Source organism: Sunxiuqinia sp., from assembly GCF_055140945.1.
Map to the genome: position 1 here is coordinate 27,109 of NZ_JBSQYS010000006.1, position 17,689 is coordinate 44,797.

Here is a 17,689-nt window from a genome sequence, read left to right on the forward strand (position 1 = left end):
CTTTGAAAACCTTAAATTATAATGAGATGAAAAGAAGATATATATATGCAATAGCCGCGGTGATCATGCTGTTTGCCTTTTCTTGTACCGAGAAGTGGGATCAGCACTATGAGCCCGGCAGTAAAACGGTAGATAGCGACATCGTTGAGGTGGTGGATATGTCGGCCGAAGAATACATACAGACTAATTCCGACTTGAGCTCCATATCGACATTATTCGCGGAGCAGGATGTTTATACGAAGCTGGAAACAAAAGATCAATTATTTACTGTTTTGGTGTACTCAAACAGTGTAATGAGTGGAGCTCAAATTGAAAATGCTAACTTTTTTGCAAACACTTGTGTTAGTGATTTGGCATTTACACCAACCAAACTGGTTGACGGCCTGTCAATCAAGATGTGGAATGGAAAGTACCTTGAGGTTTCGGTGGAGAAAACAGCCAGTACTACAGAGTACTTCATTGCTAACTCAAGAATCTCTAAAATCATTCAGGTAGACAATGGTTTTGTGTATGTGATGAGTGATGCGATTTATGCTCCAAAGTCATTATATGAATTTCTAACAGACCTTGGCAGTGAGTATAGCATGTTTAAAGATTTAGTTTTTGAATATGAAGAAAGTGCATTCGATCGGGAAAATAGTATTCCGGTAGGTGTTGATAATACTGGAAATACCGTGTACGATTCGGTATTTGTCTCAAAAAACTTATTGATGGATCGTTACGACTCCGGCGGTTCCGAATCATGGAATATGCGTTCAGAGTTTTTCTCATCTACGGTGTTAGTTCCCAATAATACACTTGTAAAGGGAGCGCTGGATAAGGCTTATCAGGATGTTCGGGACGCATTGAACCGCGAGCCAAATGCGAATGACAGCTTAAAATTTGAGCAGTTTATTATTAAATCTGCATTTTATAGCAGTATGTTAACTCCTGAGCAGCTGGACGGTACCGAAGATCTTTATTCTGTTAGTGGTTATATTGAAGGCGAATCTGCTTCAACTCCTGGAGTTCAATGGCGACCTACTGTGCAGAAAGTAAATACAAGTAATCCGGTAACCCTGAGCAATGGGGTAGCCTATTACACGACAGCTTTAAAAATTCCGAATAATGTTGTCGTCTTTCGGATTAAAAACCGATTCTACATTTGGGAATATTGTAACGAAACAGAAAAAGAAGAATACTATAAATGGGAAGGACTCGGCAATATTTCCATCGTTGACGACGGTGGGTTTGGCCCGTTAGGCCCTTGGCCATTTATACCCTATAAAACAGTGCGTGCTTGGCCTACCGACGAAGCGAAGGCCAATGAAAGTGTCTGTTCTGTTGAATTAACAGGTATATCCTTGAAAGAAGATGGCACTGTGGCAGTAGTGATGGTTCCTCCAGGTGAATATAGTTTTAGTATGGGCTTTAAGTCGAATAAGTTCCCTCATACTTTCCAGATTTATTTTAATGATGAGCTGGTTAGCGATGATGTGAACCCTAACATTCACTACGACCGCACAAATAATGGCTTCCCGGAAGGATATGTTCCGGCAGATTGGGCGGCAGTTTCAAACAGAGCGAGTTATTACGACTGTGATGGCGGAGAGATCGGAATTGTAACCATTACGGGCACCGAATTACAACCAATTAAAATTAAAGTGGCTAGTAATGATATCGCAGCAATTGCTGCCAGCGGAAATACAAAAGGTAGATACCAGCTTTACTGTTGGACACTACGACCCACTGAAAATAATTATTAATGGATAAAGTATTGAATATGAGACACAATAAAATAGCACTGACAATACTATTCGTTTTATTGGTATTTGGATTGTCGGCACAAGATATCACTGTAAAAGGTAAAGTTACAGCGCCCGATAATCAGGCTGTTCCTTCTGCTGTCATTACAATTAGTGGCGTTGAGGGAGTCGTTCAAACCAATGAGGAAGGAGAGTTTGAAGTTAAAGTAGCCGATACTGATGGAATATTAACAGTTTCAGCCCAGGGTTTTTACGATTTGTCCCAGCCATTATTGGGGCGGACTGATGTTCGGATTGTACTGGTCGATATGGCGAAACCGAAATATAACGAAGATTTGGTTTTTCCACATACAAAGTTGACCAAATCCGCTCAAACGTCTGCTGCAAAGAATATTGGAGCAAAGGATCTGGATCAGGTTCATACCATTGAAAACGCGTTGCAGGGAGAAGTCTCAGGTTTGCGTGTAATCAACAAAAGTGGAATGCCCGGTGAAGGTTCCTATCTGAATATTCGGGGAGTACGCTCGCTGGTAGGAAAAAATATGCCACTCATCTTGGTTAATGGTATTCCTTACCTGCCCGATACCGAAGAATCTCCAATTATTGGGGGTTACTCTCGTGGAATTTTTAACGGATTGAATGTTTCTGACATCCAGAATATCACTGTATTAAAAGGAGCCGAAGCTTCTATTTACGGATCAATGGCTGCGAATGGGGTCATCTTGATCGAAACCAACGGAGTGTCTGCATCAGATAAACTTGAAACACAAATCAGTTTAACTTCCCAGTTCGGTTTAAGCTGGAATGATCAGCAAATTCCGGTAATGAATGGAGATGAGTACAAATCGTACTTAACGGATGTTGGCTTAACTTATTATGCCAACATGGCTGACCTGATTGGTGATTTCCCATTTCTGGTCGACGATCCGGATAATTACTACAACTACTTGTACAACAATAAAACCGACTGGCAGGATGAGGTTTATTCTCCTTCCGTAGTATCAAATAATGTGTTGAGGGTAGAAGGTGGAGATGCTGTTGCAAAATATGATATCTCACTAGGTTATATGAATGAAGGTGGCGTGATTGATAATACGAAACGCGATCGTTATCATACTCAAATTAATACCAGTATCAACGTTAACCGTAAGTTAGAATTATTGGCAAGTATTGGATTGGCCTATATGCAGGCCGATTTGCAAGAACAGGGTTTGATTAAAGAAACCAACCCTGTTTTAGTGGCTTACAATAAAATGCCGTTGCTTAGTCCGTATCGAAAAGATCCGAATGGAAGTGTATTGGATGAGTATGATATTGCCCGCTATGATGTGAGTAACCCGGTTGCTATCACAAATACGCTGGCAGCTAATACCAGGCAGCATAATGTTAATATCCGGTTTGGTGCTAATTATGAAGTTACACCTGAACTGTTGTTGTCAGGAACAATTGGCTTGTTTTACAACTATGATCAGGAAAATATCTTTATCCCGGGACGTAGCAGTAACACAATTGTTTCAATGAACAACGGATTGGCAGAGAATACCGTACGTTCAGGAGCTGGAGAAGTAAAAAATATGTACTATAACCTGAATGCGAAATACAAAAAAATGTTTGATTCAGGAAACCTGTTGAATGTTTATGGTGGCTTACAAATGTTGACTACCAGTAAAGAATTTGATGGGGGAGCAGGATACAACACGGCCAACGACTTTTATAGAACGTTAAACTTTGTTGAAAGTGGTACGACCAAATTCTTTGGTTACATCAATGAATGGAACTGGATGAATATGTATGCTCATGGAGATTATACCATGAACAACTTGCTACGAGCTTCAGTAAATGTTGCTTTAGACGGAACTTCATCATCAGGCGTAGATGCTTCCAGGTTAGGTGTTTTTCCTTCAGCAGGATTAACGTTTATGGCGAAACATCTGGAGAGTCTTGAAAATTCAACTTTCATAAACAAGCTGGATTTTAGAGTAGAATACGGATTAACAGGTAACAGCCGGTTTTCTTCAAACTATGGTAAAAACTATTACCAGAGCACACCGTTTTTAGTATTGTCAGGTATAGTGCGGTCAAACATCCCGAACACAAATTTGAAATGGGAAACCACAAAACAACTGGACTTGGGTGTTGAGCTTTCGGTATTGAAGAACAGACTTGATTTAGGCGTGAACTATTTCAATGCCACTTCAACCGATGTGTTATTTGCTCAGCCGGTATCTTCTGTTTTTGGCTCTCCAACTTACTACGATAATTCTGCTGAAATTGCAAACTCAGGAATTGAAGCTGAACTATCAGCATCATTATTGAAAAGCAAAAGCTTTGAGTGGATTGTTGGAGGTAATATTTCAACACTCACAAATGAAGTAAAATCATTAGGTAATGTTTCAAAACAAATAATGGATTTACCCGATGGAGCTGAGATTATAACCCAAATAGGAGAAGATACTTACAGTTTCTACGGCTATAAAGCAGAAGGAATTTTTGCTTCTCAGGCTCAAGCAACAGCTGCCAACCTGAAAGACTGGAGAGGAATTAACTACGAAGCCGGAGATGTACGCTACGAAGATGTAAATAACGACGGACAGATTGGCGAAGAAGATAAGCAAATTCTGGGGTCTGCTACTCCCGATTTCTTTGGTGGTTTTTATTCCTATATCCGCTACAAAAATTTATCGATATCGGCAGAGTTTACTTACTCATCAGGAAACGAGGCATACAATGCCACTCGTCGTTCAATCGAAGCTTTGGATAACTTCAATAACCAGTCGCGGGCAGCAATAAATCGTTGGCAGTTAGATGGGCAGGTTACCGATATCCCCAAAGCTGTTTATGGCGACCCAATGAACAACAATGCGTTTTCATCTCGTTGGATCGAAGATGCTTCATACTTAAAACTCAAGTATGTGACTCTTGCTTACGAGTTTGATCAAACATTCCTTAAATTCTTCCGATCAGGAAAAATCTATGTCACTGGTGAAAACTTGTTTACCTGGACCGACTACTTAGGGCTTGATCCTGAATTTGCTTATTCCTACGAGGAAGCATTTCAAGGGGTTGATTATGCAAAAGCTGTAATTCCTCGTAGTGTGAAATTTGGTTTTAACCTGAATTTCTAACCTGGGAATTTGAATTAATAGCAAAAGAATTGAATTAAAAATTTAGTCTATGAAAAAGATATTCAAAAATATAGTCGTCGTTTTGATGGTGTTTTCATTTGCGGGCTGTGAAAATTATTTTAATACCGACCCGTCAGATATCATTAATTCCGAAGATTATGTCAGTTCACAAAGTGAAATGTACTCTGGCTACTTAGGCATTATTACTAAGTTACAAGATGTTGGCGACCAACTGATCTTTATGTCTGATATACGAGCTGATTTTATGGAACCAACTGCTGATGCTCCTCAGGATCTGTGGCAGTTGTATCAATACAATTATTCACAAACAAACGAATTTGCCGACCCTGTAGATATTTACGCTGTAATTATTGCATGTAATGACTACCTGGCAAAAATGTTTGCCTACCGCGAGGAAATTGGTGATGCTATGGATAGCGCTACCGAAACCAATTATAAAGCTTTGATAAGTGGAACCCTTCGTATTAAGGCTTGGACTTACTTCCAATTGGCTAAGCAGTACGGGAGAGCAATTTATTTTGATGATCCGGTTACCGAGTTAAAAGATGTATCTGATAATGCAGTATTCACTGAATTAACGAGTGTTGAGCAAATTGTCGATAAATGCTTGGATCTGATTGACAATGGTGTTAATGGTATCGATGGTACGTTAGAAATGAACTGGGGAGACTGGCTCGATCCTGAAAATCCGACGGACGGACAATACCAGCACTGGCAATACATTACCCCTGACTGGCTGTGTTTGCGTTGCGAACTATTGGTGACAAAAAATGAAGGTTGGGCGTGGATCAAGGACCAAATTCTGGATCGTCTGCTGGAAGCTTTTTATGAAGATCCCTACGTATACAGTTTAAATGCCGGGTGGAACAGTAATTACTACCGAATATTTGCTGAAGGTACTTACTATCGCCGTTCAGCGATTTCATCAATAATTTATGATTATACAAACAATCAAACGAATGATCTGATTACCTATTTTGGGAAAAGGTATCCTGCGAAGTATTTAATTCGCCCTACCAGCTATGCGATTAGCAAGTATAGTGATAGCGACAGACGTGGTCGTTACACGAACTTTCTGTCACAGGACGGAGATACCGTTATTGGTAAGTATCATGCTAATTATCGATGGAGACAACCTTATCAAAGCGATGCCAGTATTCCATTATACCGTGGTCATGATTTGCATTTCTGGCTAGCAGAAGCTGAAAATCATTTAGGCTACTGGCAACCTGCCGGAACCTTACTAAATGAAGGTGTTGCAGGACGATTCCCCGATCAGGGCGAATTTGATAGAAATAATGATCCTGATCAATGGGATGCCCGATACCGGGACTTTCTACTGCACAGGTCTTATAATAATATTGGTATCGAAGGTGTTGTGAATGGCGACTTTTTCGAGCTGCCCGACCCAAGTGCTGAAGACTATGAGTTGACCGAGGCCGAAAGAATTAAAGCCTACGATTTGGCTCTTCTTGATGCTATGTTGTTGGAGTTCCCGGCTGAAGGTCGCGTAATGGGAATGTTGTTTCGTATGGCCAATCGGTACAACGACATGTCGATTATAGCTGATCGGATTGTTCCTAAATATCCCGAAGGAATGCAAGAAACTATTCGTGAGAAAATAATGAATGGTGAATTCTTCATTGATTGGGAGCTTGGCTTATAAATAACTCAATTATCAATAATTAAATATCCTGAAAATCAGAAGTCTTACTGTCAGAAGTATTCTGGTTTTCAGGATTTTTTTCAAGTAGATACTCGTTTGAGGTCTGTTTGAATACAGCTGTAAACTTTAAATTGACGCTTTAATGTTGATGGCTGCTACAAAGGAATCAAAATTATGAAACAGTTTTCAAGGCAATATCTCAGATTAATTTGGGGTGCAGCTCTATTTATGTTGTTTTCTCAAACTTCATTTGGTCAACGACAAATGGAAACGCTAAGCCGCGGTGTTGTTGCCGTTAATACTTCAGGTGATAATGTTTTGGTTCAGTGGCGAAAGTTTGGAAGCGATCCAGCGGATATTGCTTTCAATGTTTATGCAAAAGTTGACGAAGGAGAGGCCATCAAGCAAAATGATTTGCCAATCTCCGGCAAAACAAATTTTTTAATTAAAGGTGTTAACACTAATCGCTTGAATCAATATTATGTTGTTCCTGTAATTAAAGATATTGAGTCTGATCGATCAGAGGTTTTTACACTTCACGGAGCCGAACCCTATTTTTCGCTGCCGTTGAATATTCCCGACGGAGGAACAACTCCCGATAAAATAGCTTATAAATACAGTGCCAACGATTGTAGCGTTGGAGATTTAGATGGCGACGGGAACTACGAGATTATACTGAAATGGGATCCTTCCAATTCTCACGATAACTCCCATAGTGGTTATACGGGTAATGTAATTATTGATGCTTATCAATTAGATGGCACTCAGCTCTGGAGAATCGATTTAGGTAGAAATATACGAGCAGGGGCACACTATACCCAATTTATGGTTTACGATCTTGATGGTGATGGTAAGTCTGAAATGGTATGTAAAACAGCGGATGGAACGGTTGATGGCCTTGGAAAAACGATTGGGGACGAAGACGCTGACTACCGTAATTCAACCGGGAGAGTATTAAATGGGCCGGAATTCCTGACCGTGTTTAATGGCGAAACTGGCGAAGCAATGGCAACGACCAACTATATTCCACAACGATATCCAGGGAAAGATAATCCTTCACCCAACGAAATGGATATGATTTGGGGTGATGACTATGGAAACAGAATAGATCGTTTTCTGGCCTGCGTAGCCTACCTTGATGGGAAACGACCGAGTGTCGTTATGTGTCGTGGGTATTACACCAGAACTGTTTTAGCCGCCTTCGATTGGAGAAATGGAAAACTGGAACAACGCTGGGTGTTTGACACACTGGATCAGGAAAATTCAGAGTATGCCGGTCAGGGAAATCATAACCTGAGTGTTGCTGATGCCGATAACGATGGAAAAGATGAAATTATTTACGGGTCAATGGCTGTCGATGATGATGGAACCGGGCTATACTCCACCGGCCTGGGGCATGGTGATGCCATGCATGTTTCTGACTTAGACCCAACACACCCGGGTATGGAAGCTTATGTGGTTCACGAAGAATATCCAAATCCGGCAGGAATTGAATTCCGTGACTTAGAAACAGGCGAAGCGATCTGGTCACTTAAAGGTCATAGCGATATTGGTCGTGGAGTAGCTTTTGATATCGACCCAAACTATCCGGGAGCTGAATGCTGGGCAAGTGACGGACGGGGAGTATATAGCGCTCAAGGAGATCACATTACTTCAACCTACCCTGAAGCAACAGGAGGTGGAGCAACTTATAATATGGCTGCCTGGTGGGACGGCGATCTGCTACGAGAGTTAGTAGACAAGACCGTAATTACCAAATGGAATTGGGAAAATAAAACAACTGAAAGGTTATACAACGTTTTTCAAGAGGGAGTATCCAGCAATAATGGCACGAAGTCGAATCCCTGCCTGATTGCTGACATTTGGGGTGATTGGCGCGAAGAAATTATTTATAGAAAATCAGATAACTCAGAGCTTCGAATTTTCACCACGCCTATCGAGTCCGATAATAGTTTCTATACATTAATGCACGATTCTCAGTATCGGTTGTCAATTGCCTGGCAAAATGTTGCCTACAACCAACCGGCGCACACCAGTTTCTTTTTAGGCTATGGAATGCATCAGCCAGCTGTGCCTGATGCCGAGTATGTTTCTGTAACTAATCCTTATACTGATGATACAAGCACTTCTATGCAGGAACAATATCCTTTTACCAATCAAAAATTAAATGTTTTTCCATGTCCGGCTGACCAGTACGTCAAGGTAGCATTAGTTGAAGGTTTTGGAAATAAGATTCTTACAATATCAAATATGAACGGGCAACTCGTTGATATTATTAGAGACTGTTCCAAGCAGATTGATGTATCTGAGTACCCGGCAGGCATCTATGTTGCAAAACTACTTTCGAATGAAAGTCGGAGTTTTACTAAATTTATTAAGAAATGACCAATATGTTACGATATTCTATTTGCGTTATTATTCTTCTTTTTGTTTTCAATGGCTATGCTCAACAATTAGCTTTTCCTGAGGCCGAAGGCTTTGCCCGATATGTTACTGGAGGACGCGGTGGTGAAGTTTACCACGTTACCAATTTAAATGATGATGGGGCGGGGTCTTTTCGCGATGCAGTGAGTCAAAGTAATCGGATTGTTGTTTTCGATGTTGGTGGAGTAATTAATATCGATAGTCGCATTGTAATCAAGAAGAATATAACGATTGCCGGACAAACTGCTCCCGGGCAGGGAATTACAATTTATGGAAATGGAATTGCATTAAACAATGAATCCGGAAATAATATTATTCGCCACATCCGTTTTCGGATGGGGAAAAACGGAGATTACCGAAAAGATGCTTTGGGCATTTCAGATGGTCAAGGGTACATGTTCGATCATGTTTCAATAACATGGGGTTGGGATGGTACGGTTGACGTGAATGGAACAGCAATAGATAAGCTAACCTTTCAGGATTGTATTATTGGACAGGGAATTGATATTGTCGGCCATTCAACAGGCGGATTGATGCAAAGTGGTGACTGGTCAGTTATCCGCTCCTTATTTATCGATAACGAGACGCGCAATCCAAAGGCCAAAGGGACTCATGAGTTTATAAATTCGGTGGTATACAATTGGGGCTCAGATGGCTTTATTATGGGAGGAGATTCTGATGGTGAATCGTTTTGTAATATGATTGGCAACTATTTTATTTACGGTCCGTCAAGTAGCAATGGCACGCATCTTACAAGAGCAAACGAATTGTTCCACATTTACAAGGAAGACAATTGGGTAGATAGCAATAAAGATGGGATAGTTAACGGTAGCTTGATTACCGATTACCTTGGTGCTACAATTGAACCAATACCGTACAGTCATCCCGGGGTGAATAATCTGATGTCAGCTCAGGATGCATTAAACTATGTAATTGACAATGTTGGTGCATCAAGGGCTAGAGATGAAGTTGATGAGTACCTAATTAATGAACTAAAATCATTTGGAACAATAGGGAGCATTATTCATTCCGAAGATGACAATGGGATCTCCGGTGGAGTCGGCACTGTTCATGGCGGCTCTGTTCCCACCGACACCGATCAGGATGGCATGCCTGATGAGTGGGAAACATTGAAAGGATTGAACATTAACGATCCATCGGATCGCAATGGGGACTTGGACAATGACGGATATCTAAACCTCGAAGAATATTTAAATGAATTGGCCTTGCAATCCAGCTCTTACACGATTGCCCCATCCAAATTAACCGCCGAAGTCCTCGCATACAATCAAATTAAATTAACCTGGCAGGATAACAGTGAAAGTGAATCAGGATATTACCTTGAACGTTCTGACGGCAGCGGATATACTCAGATTGCCACGATTGATGCAAATGTAACAACGTATACAGATAATGAAGTTTCTGAGAAAACATCGTACACCTACCGAATGAAGTCTTTTTCAGGTGATGTGCTGTCTGACGCTGTCTTGAGTAATGAGGTCATAACTTTTTCTGCTGATGGAACACCACTTACGCCCGTGTTAACTGCTCCGCAAAATAATTCAACCAACGAAAATCCGGCTGCAATTGAGCTAACATGGAGCGGCGGATTGCAGGCCGATTATTTTGAAGTTTATCTCGGAAAGTCAGAAAACAGCCTTTCAAAAGTAGGAACCAATATTACCACGAAATTATTTGTTTCGCCTGAATTAGACGAATACTCAACTTATTACTGGAGGGTTGATGCGGTAAATAATGCCGGAACAACATCAAGCGAAACGTATGCCTTTTCAACCAAGGATTTGCAGTTTTTGGAGGAAGTTGCATATTATGCTTTTGAGCAAACTGAAGGCCTCAGTGTGGTCGATAGTTCAGCCTACGGTAATAATGGCACGGCTGTAAATATTACACCTGCTTGGCAGTCCGGGAAGCTTGGAAATGCAATCAATCTGGCTGGAGGAACATCGGGTTCTGGAGTTGAAATTAGTAATCAGGATCAGATTGCTTTTGACGATTATTCATTTTCTGTTGCGTTTTGGGTGAAAGCAGATGCAGGAACCAATGGTTATCTCTTTAATAAAGGTTTTTTTAAGACAGAATCATCTACAGGCGCTGTTGGAAAGTGGTTTGGGATGGAGTCTAAAAATGGGAAGGACCTTTACTTTTCGGTGGACGACGATCAAACAAAAACACAATTGTCGATGTCAAATGAAACTTTTTTCACCGGAGAATGGGTGCATGTTGTAGCCATTCGGAACGTGGAAGAAGATCAATTAGAAGTATACCTCAATGGAACGCAATACAAAACAACAACAGACAATTCGGGGAATATTGGTAACGACGAAAACATGTACATCGGAAACTGTACATTAGGCGATACGAATTTTCCGGGTAGTTTCGATGAGTTTCATCTGTATAACTATGTTTTGTCACAGGAGGAGATCGAAGCGCTGAAATCTGCCGGGATTCAAACAGGAGCAGATCAACTGTCTGCCCTTGACGAATTTATCGTATTTCCTAATCCTTTTGAATCTTCAGCAACAGCCCAAATTCGTCTTGCCAAAACTGGTTTTGTGCAAATGGAATTGTTTGATGTTTTTGGGAAAAAAATACAGGTTTTGAATGATGATCAATTAGCAGTTGGCCTTCATCAAATTAAGATTGATGGTGCTGACTTGGCTCGGGGCTTATACATCGTTAAGTTAACAATCGGAGATACGGTAAACAAATTTAAACTCTTTCATTTATAATTAGTTCCGATGATAATAATACGCAACAATATAACACAGCTTATAGGTTTAATTGCATTTCTGGTGTTGGGAGTTGGTCCAGTTAAGGCGCAACAGCTTGCCTTTCCGGGAGCCGAAGGATTTGGGAAATATGCAACCGGAGGGCGCGGTGGTGAAGTTTATCTCATTACAAATTTAAATGATGGTGGTCCGGGTTCGTTTCGCGATGCGGTGAGCGAACCAAACCGGATAATCGTTTTTGAAGTTGGTGGAGTGATTCAACTCAACGAGCGGCTCACCTTTTCAGAAAATCTGACGATTGCAGGTCAGTCATCTCCGGGCGAAGGGATCACCCTCGCGGGAAATGGAGCCTCATTTACAAATGCCAACAATCTTATTTGCCGTTTTATTCGCGTACGTAGTGGAAAGGCGGCCGGTAAAATTGATGCTGTTACCATCTATCAGGGACATGATATGATTTTCGATCACATGTCTGTATCGTGGGGTACCGATGAGAATTTCTCGGTCAGTTCAATGAAAGTTGTCGATGGACCGGTAAATGTGACTGTTCAGAACTCAATTATTGCTCAGGGATTACAAACACACTCATGCGGCGGATTGGTGCAAAGCGAAGGAGGAATAAGCATGTTTGGAAATCTGTATATCGATAATCACACAAGAAATATAAAAGTAAAAGGTCGCAACCAGTTTGTCAACAACGTGGTTTACAACTGGGGGAGTAATGGATACATTCTAGGCGGAGAGTCGGAATATCACTCACACGCCAATGTTACCGATAATTATTTTATAGCTGGGCCCGATACCAAGGGAAAACCATTTACCCGAGGGAATGAAAATTTCGCTATTTATGCTGCGAATAACTATTTTGATAATAATTTAAACGGCAAGTTAGATGGGCGGCTGCTTTCAAAGGATGATTATGGAGTTGTAACCTGGCTTGAAGAACCAGTGCAGGGTTTCCCTTCAATAAATGCGATAGTCGCTGCAGATGCCGTAGAGCGAGTGATCAAGTCGGTTGGAACTTACCTGCCCGATCGCGATGAAATTGATCATTTTCTAATTGAGGAGTTGACCTCTTATGGGGAAAAAGGCAAGATAATTGCGGACGAAGAAGAGTTGCCTGTTAAGCTGACTCAAAAAGAATGGAAACGCGAGCCCGGTTTTGACAGCGATCATGATGGGCTGCAGGATGATTGGGAACAAAAGAATGGTTTAGATCCGAATAACTCATCTGATGCGGTATTGTATAGTCTTGACAAAGGCTATACAAATATTGAAGTTTATTTGAACGAACTTGTAAATTAACGAAAGAACCAGAAAAAATAATACAAATGAAACGAGCATGTTTAGTCAAAACACAAAAGGTAATGATTAAAGTGCGAGTTCCAGATGATACCTTATAAATAAACAATTTTAATCATATGAAAAAACTAGCAAGTATCACCTTTCTCCTGTTTAGTATTGCTACATTTTCCTTCGGACAAATGGGAGATGTACACAAAAGTGATGGAATAAGTGCTGAATCTCAAGAGCAGTATGAAGAAGCAGCCAAAGCATTTGAAGCAGCCATAAAAGCATTTCAAGAGCAAAATATTGTTGATACAACCTGTATTTACCATGCCGGCTTAAACTATTCAAAAATTGAACAATACGATAAAGCCATTCCATATCTGAAAGATGCGATTCAAATGAATTATAATGTTGGTCGCGCATCACGCTTATTGGCCGATGCCTACTACAAGCAAAAAGATATTGAACGTGCTGAAGCTACCTTGATTGAGGGAAAAGAGAGTATTCCTGAAGAGGGATTTGAATTCGATAAGAAATTGGCCTATTTGTATTTCAATACCGGGCAGTTTGAAAAATCAGCTGAGTATTTTCAAAAGGTGAATGAAGCTGATCCCGGGAAAAAGAGCTACATGTATTTGTATGCTTTTTCGTTGGAAAGATTGAAAAAATACGATCAGGCAATCGAACTTTTTGAGACGATTCATCAACAAAATCCAAGCTACAAAAAGGCTACGAAGATGTTAGGGATAACTCTTTTCGAACAGGCCGATGCATTAAATGCGGCAGCTGTTGAAAATTACGAGTCGAATAAAAAAGCCAACATTGGAGACTACGTGAAAATCAAGCGGAAATTGGAGAATATTGATACCATTTACGAAAAAGCACGAGTGATACTAGAAGAGGCCATAAATGATTATCCTAACGACAAACAGGTTGCAAATTCGCTGTATCAAATTTATAAAAAGCAATCAAAAGAGGATAAGGCAGCGCAAATGAAAAGCAAATTATAAGTTGAGAAATCAGGCAACTTTTCAGCTTGTTATTTACTCTTCAAAACCTAAAAGAGCTTTATAGAAAAGCACAGGAAATCTAATTGTTCGTTCGATTAGTTATCGATTTTTAATGTACATATGTTTGTATCGAATTGGGGTGCTGTTATTATCTTTTATCCTCAAGTCGGCACCGGAAACAGTTTGTGCCAGTATTTCCGTACAAAAATACTGGTCGAAGGGATCTGATTTTCACCAATTTTGACAATTATCTTTTGATAGTAAGTTAACCGAACTTAAATTGAATATTTGCACTAATCAATCATGAATACTAAAACCTTGAACCTATTCCGATCTCTATTCCTGATTTTTTCATCAATCTGTTTCTTATTTTGTTTAAATAAATGTCATTCACCGAAAAAAATAGCGGTGTCGAATGTGGGGCGTGATTCTTATACCGAACTACAAATTCTCAATCCTTATGGTAGTGAGCTGAAATTTGCTGCTTCTGGTAACTCAGGTGCCATTGGATACCAGTTGGACAATACAATATTTTGGATAAAAGGTACTCTGGAAATAAACTCAGTTTCATCGACAGAAAAAGACTATCAATGGGAAAATAATGGAAAAGAGATTATTCTTCATGTTGTTGAAAAGAAAAAGGAAATTGAACTCACGCTGAAGCTCGAAGGATCGGAAAGTCAGCCATCGGCTTGGATTTTAAATCTGGCGGCAGATTCCGATGAATACTTCACCGGAGCTTTTGAACGAGTTGTTGATGGCAAGCAAACTGAATCCTGGGCTGAAGGAATTGCAACCGGCCTGAATCTTCGAGGCGAAAAGGTGGATATCAAACTAAAACCAACCGTTTCAGCCTATGCTCCATTTTATATTTCATCCGGTAATTATTCATTCTTTGCGCATGGCACTTGGCCTGGAGAGATCGATTTTTGTAAAACGAATTCCGACTTGGTAACTATTTCTTTCGAAGGACCAGAATTTGCCTTTTCATTAATGATGGATGAAAATCCGGCAGAATTGGTAAAACGTCATGCGTTGGAAACAGGCCCGTCATTTGTACCACCGCGTTGGGTTTTCGGTCCGTGGCGTTGGCGCGACGAGCATGTTAATCGTAGTAAATACGTTGACGGATCAACAGTCGAGACACCTTATAATTCAGAATTGGTTGAAGATGTGTTGATGATGGAAGCCTATGATATCCCAATGACAGCATATTGGATTGATCGCCCGTGGGGGCCTGGAGTCAGGGGATTCGACGATTATTTAATTGACGAAGAACGGTTACCTCAGTTTGAGGAAATGATTCAGTGGCTGAACAAGAAGGAGATTGAAGTGATGCTATGGATTGGCCCTTTTGTGATGGGAGACATGGCCAATGTGGCTGAAGAGCGGGGATTTAATCTGGAAAGCAAGCAATGGAAAAACTCACGTCAGGTTTTGATGGATTTCACGAATGAAGAAGCTGTGAAGTGGTGGGGTGAAAACGGTCCCGGAAAATTAGCTAAAATGGGAGTGAAAGGTTTCAAGTTGGATCGTGCCGATGGCGAAAAGCTGACAGACAGCCTGCATTTGGAAACTTCGATCGGAACGACATATCGGGAGAATTTTAATGATTACCCGAGACAGTATGTAAAAGCGACCTACGAAGCAGTGAATCCGATTTTGGGCAATGACTTTGTTTTGTTTCCTAGAGCTCAATACACCGGAAGTGCAAAATATGGAGCCATGTGGGCTGGCGATACCGGCAATCCACAAGAAGGACTGCGGGCAGCCATTATTGGCATGCAACGGTGCGCGGTAATGGGCTATCCCAATTGGGGATCAGATACAGGTGGCTACCCCAAGCGAATGGAGCGCGAAGCAACCATGCGCTGGATGGGACTTTCTTGTTTCTCTCCAATCATGGAAGTAGGGCCAACCAATAATCTTGGTTTTTGGGCGATGGATTACGAACCGTCTTTTGATCATGAGTTATTAGCTATTTGGCGTTTCTATTCGAAGCTTCGAATGAGCTTGATTGACTATATTTATGACTATTCTAAAATAGCCAGCGAAACGGGAATGCCTATTGCGCGCCCGATGTTCTTGGAATATCCGAACCAGACGGAAAGCTGGACTGACTGGACCACCTATATGCTGGGAGATGATTTGCTCGTTTCCGCAGTTTGGGAAAATGGTCAAACAAAGAAGTTGGTTTATTTGCCAACCGGAGAAACATGGGTAGACCTATGGACCAATCAAGAATTCGAAGGAGGGCAGTCTGTTGAAGTTGATGCTCTGGTCTATCAAATTCCCATCTTTTTGAGAAAAGGAAGTAAGCTAAAATTACCTAACTTTAATACGTTATATCAGGAGTCAGTCCAAATGACTTCTAAGGAGTATAAAATGAGTGGATTGGAGGCGCGGGAAGAGTGGACTAACTAAACTTAGAAAACCATGACGAAACTAATTTTACTATTCGCGCTGTTTTCGGGATGCATGGCTTGCACTCCTAAGCTTCCGGTTCTCGAAACTGGAGCCAATTCACCCATGCCCGATGCTTGGATTGATAAAGATACCGGGCATAAGCTAATTCATCTGACTCCGCGCGATGGAGACAACAGAAGCTTCTATTTTCATAACAATCCGTTTTTGCCGGCAACGGAGACTGAAAATGAAAAAATGATTTTTTATGGGACTGTCGATGGAGAAAGGCAGCTATTTTCAGTCGATTTAAAAAACAAAGAAACTCAGCAAATCACGAGTAAAAAAGCTGTTTCCGGTGAAATTGTTGCTACTCAAAGTCGACAAGTATTTTACCAATGTGGCGATAGCGTTTTCGCAACAGGTGTTGAGGATAAAGTGACTCGTTTGGTTTATGTTTTTCCCGACAGTATTAAGGCGCACATCACGACTTTAAATGCCGATGAAACCTTGTTGGGAGGAGCTGTCAGCTCGCCAAAAGAACGGGAGCTTTTTCGTCAAAATCCAAAAAAGCACGACTATTTTAATCTAATTTACGAAGCACGCTTAAGACGATCACTCTTTACAATAGATGTTGAAAGTGGCGTTTTTAAAAAGATCTATTCCGAGAATGCCTGGCTAAATCATATCCAGTTTTCGCCAGCTGATCCGGAATTACTTATGTTTTGCCACGAAGGACCCTGGCACAAAGTCAATCGGATTTGGACAATTAATATCAACGGAGGAGAGCCTCAGTTAATGCACAGACGAACCATGGATATGGAGATTGCCGGACATGAATTCTTTGGGCCGGAAGGAAAACGCATTTGGTTCGATTTGCAGATGCCACGCGGCGTCACCTTCTTTTTAAGTGGCGTAGATGTGAACACGTTGGAAGAAAAAAGATATTCACTCACTCGCGACGAATGGTCGATTCATTTTACTATTTCGCCCAACCAAAAACTGTTTGCCGGCGATGGCGGCGATCCCGGTCAGGTGGCCAAAGCCGAAGATGGCAAATGGATCTATCTGTTTCATCCTGAAGGAGACCATTTCCGTTCAGAAAAACTGGTGAACATGCAACATCATGATTACGATTTGGAACCGAATGTTCATTTTTCTCCTGATGGGAAATGGATCATCTTTCGGGCGAATTTCGAAGGACATTCAGATATCTATGCCGTTGAAATCAGCCCTTCAAAATAAATGGAAACTT

At 41.0% G+C, this 17,689-nt stretch carries 9 protein-coding genes; all 9 read left to right on the forward strand.

Annotated features, from left to right (window positions below; all coding sequences use genetic code 11):
* Nucleotides 1–26: 26 nt before the first annotated feature.
* The 9 genes from ACTB00_RS03800 to ACTB00_RS03840 all read left to right on the forward strand — a co-directional run bounded on the left by ACTB00_RS03800 (nt 27) and on the right by ACTB00_RS03840 (nt 17,679).
* Nucleotides 27–1,745 (forward strand): hypothetical protein, encoded by a 1,719-nt coding sequence (locus ACTB00_RS03800; protein ID WP_463298617.1) that lies wholly within the window; start codon nt 27–29, stop codon nt 1,743–1,745.
* Nucleotides 1,745–4,870: a SusC/RagA family TonB-linked outer membrane protein gene (locus ACTB00_RS03805; RefSeq protein ID WP_463298618.1), complete on the forward strand. Its 3,126-nt coding sequence runs from the start codon at nt 1,745–1,747 to the stop codon at nt 4,868–4,870. The genes ACTB00_RS03800 and ACTB00_RS03805 overlap by 1 nt, the downstream gene beginning before the upstream one ends.
* 49 nt (nt 4,871–4,919) lie before the next feature.
* Nucleotides 4,920–6,557 (forward strand): hypothetical protein, encoded by a 1,638-nt coding sequence (locus ACTB00_RS03810; protein WP_463298619.1) that lies wholly within the window; start codon nt 4,920–4,922, stop codon nt 6,555–6,557.
* A 174-nt stretch (nt 6,558–6,731) separates the two neighbouring features.
* Nucleotides 6,732–8,942, forward strand: a complete 2,211-nt coding sequence (locus ACTB00_RS03815; RefSeq protein ID WP_463298620.1) for a rhamnogalacturonan lyase family protein — start codon at nt 6,732–6,734, stop codon at nt 8,940–8,942.
* 5 nt (nt 8,943–8,947) lie between these two features.
* Nucleotides 8,948–11,731 carry a LamG-like jellyroll fold domain-containing protein gene (locus ACTB00_RS03820; RefSeq protein ID WP_463298621.1) on the forward strand — a complete coding sequence of 928 codons (2,784 nt, stop codon included), beginning with the start codon at nt 8,948–8,950 and terminating at the stop codon, nt 11,729–11,731.
* Between the two features lie 9 nt (nt 11,732–11,740).
* Nucleotides 11,741–13,036 carry a pectate lyase family protein gene (locus ACTB00_RS03825; protein WP_463298622.1) on the forward strand — a complete coding sequence of 432 codons (1,296 nt, stop codon included), beginning with the start codon at nt 11,741–11,743 and terminating at the stop codon, nt 13,034–13,036.
* Between the two features lie 116 nt (nt 13,037–13,152).
* Nucleotides 13,153–14,031 (forward strand): tetratricopeptide repeat protein, encoded by an 879-nt coding sequence (locus ACTB00_RS03830; protein WP_463298623.1) that lies wholly within the window; start codon nt 13,153–13,155, stop codon nt 14,029–14,031.
* A gap of 417 nt (nt 14,032–14,448) precedes the next feature.
* A complete protein-coding gene (locus ACTB00_RS03835) occupies nt 14,449–16,455 on the forward strand; it encodes a TIM-barrel domain-containing protein (protein WP_463298624.1) in 2,007 nt (668 codons plus the stop codon).
* 12 nt (nt 16,456–16,467) lie between these two features.
* Nucleotides 16,468–17,679 carry an oligogalacturonate lyase family protein gene (locus ACTB00_RS03840; protein WP_463298625.1) on the forward strand — a complete coding sequence of 404 codons (1,212 nt, stop codon included), beginning with the start codon at nt 16,468–16,470 and terminating at the stop codon, nt 17,677–17,679.
* Nucleotides 17,680–17,689 lie beyond the last annotated feature (10 nt).

Excerpts from the sequence above, each read along its gene's own strand:
- ACTB00_RS03810 (WP_463298619.1), top strand. The coding sequence starts at position 4,920 with ATGAAAAAGATATTCAAAAATATAGTCGTCGTTTTGATGGTGTTTTCA.
- ACTB00_RS03815 (WP_463298620.1), top strand. The coding sequence starts at position 6,732 with ATGAAACAGTTTTCAAGGCAATATCTCAGATTAATTTGGGGTGCAGCT.
- ACTB00_RS03820 (WP_463298621.1), top strand. The coding sequence starts at position 8,948 with ATGTTACGATATTCTATTTGCGTTATTATTCTTCTTTTTGTTTTCAAT.
- ACTB00_RS03830 (WP_463298623.1), top strand. The coding sequence starts at position 13,153 with ATGAAAAAACTAGCAAGTATCACCTTTCTCCTGTTTAGTATTGCTACA.
- ACTB00_RS03800 (WP_463298617.1), top strand. The coding sequence starts at position 27 with ATGAAAAGAAGATATATATATGCAATAGCCGCGGTGATCATGCTGTTT.
- ACTB00_RS03805 (WP_463298618.1), top strand. The coding sequence starts at position 1,745 with ATGGATAAAGTATTGAATATGAGACACAATAAAATAGCACTGACAATA.
- ACTB00_RS03825 (WP_463298622.1), top strand. The coding sequence starts at position 11,741 with ATGATAATAATACGCAACAATATAACACAGCTTATAGGTTTAATTGCA.
- ACTB00_RS03840 (WP_463298625.1), top strand. The coding sequence starts at position 16,468 with ATGACGAAACTAATTTTACTATTCGCGCTGTTTTCGGGATGCATGGCT.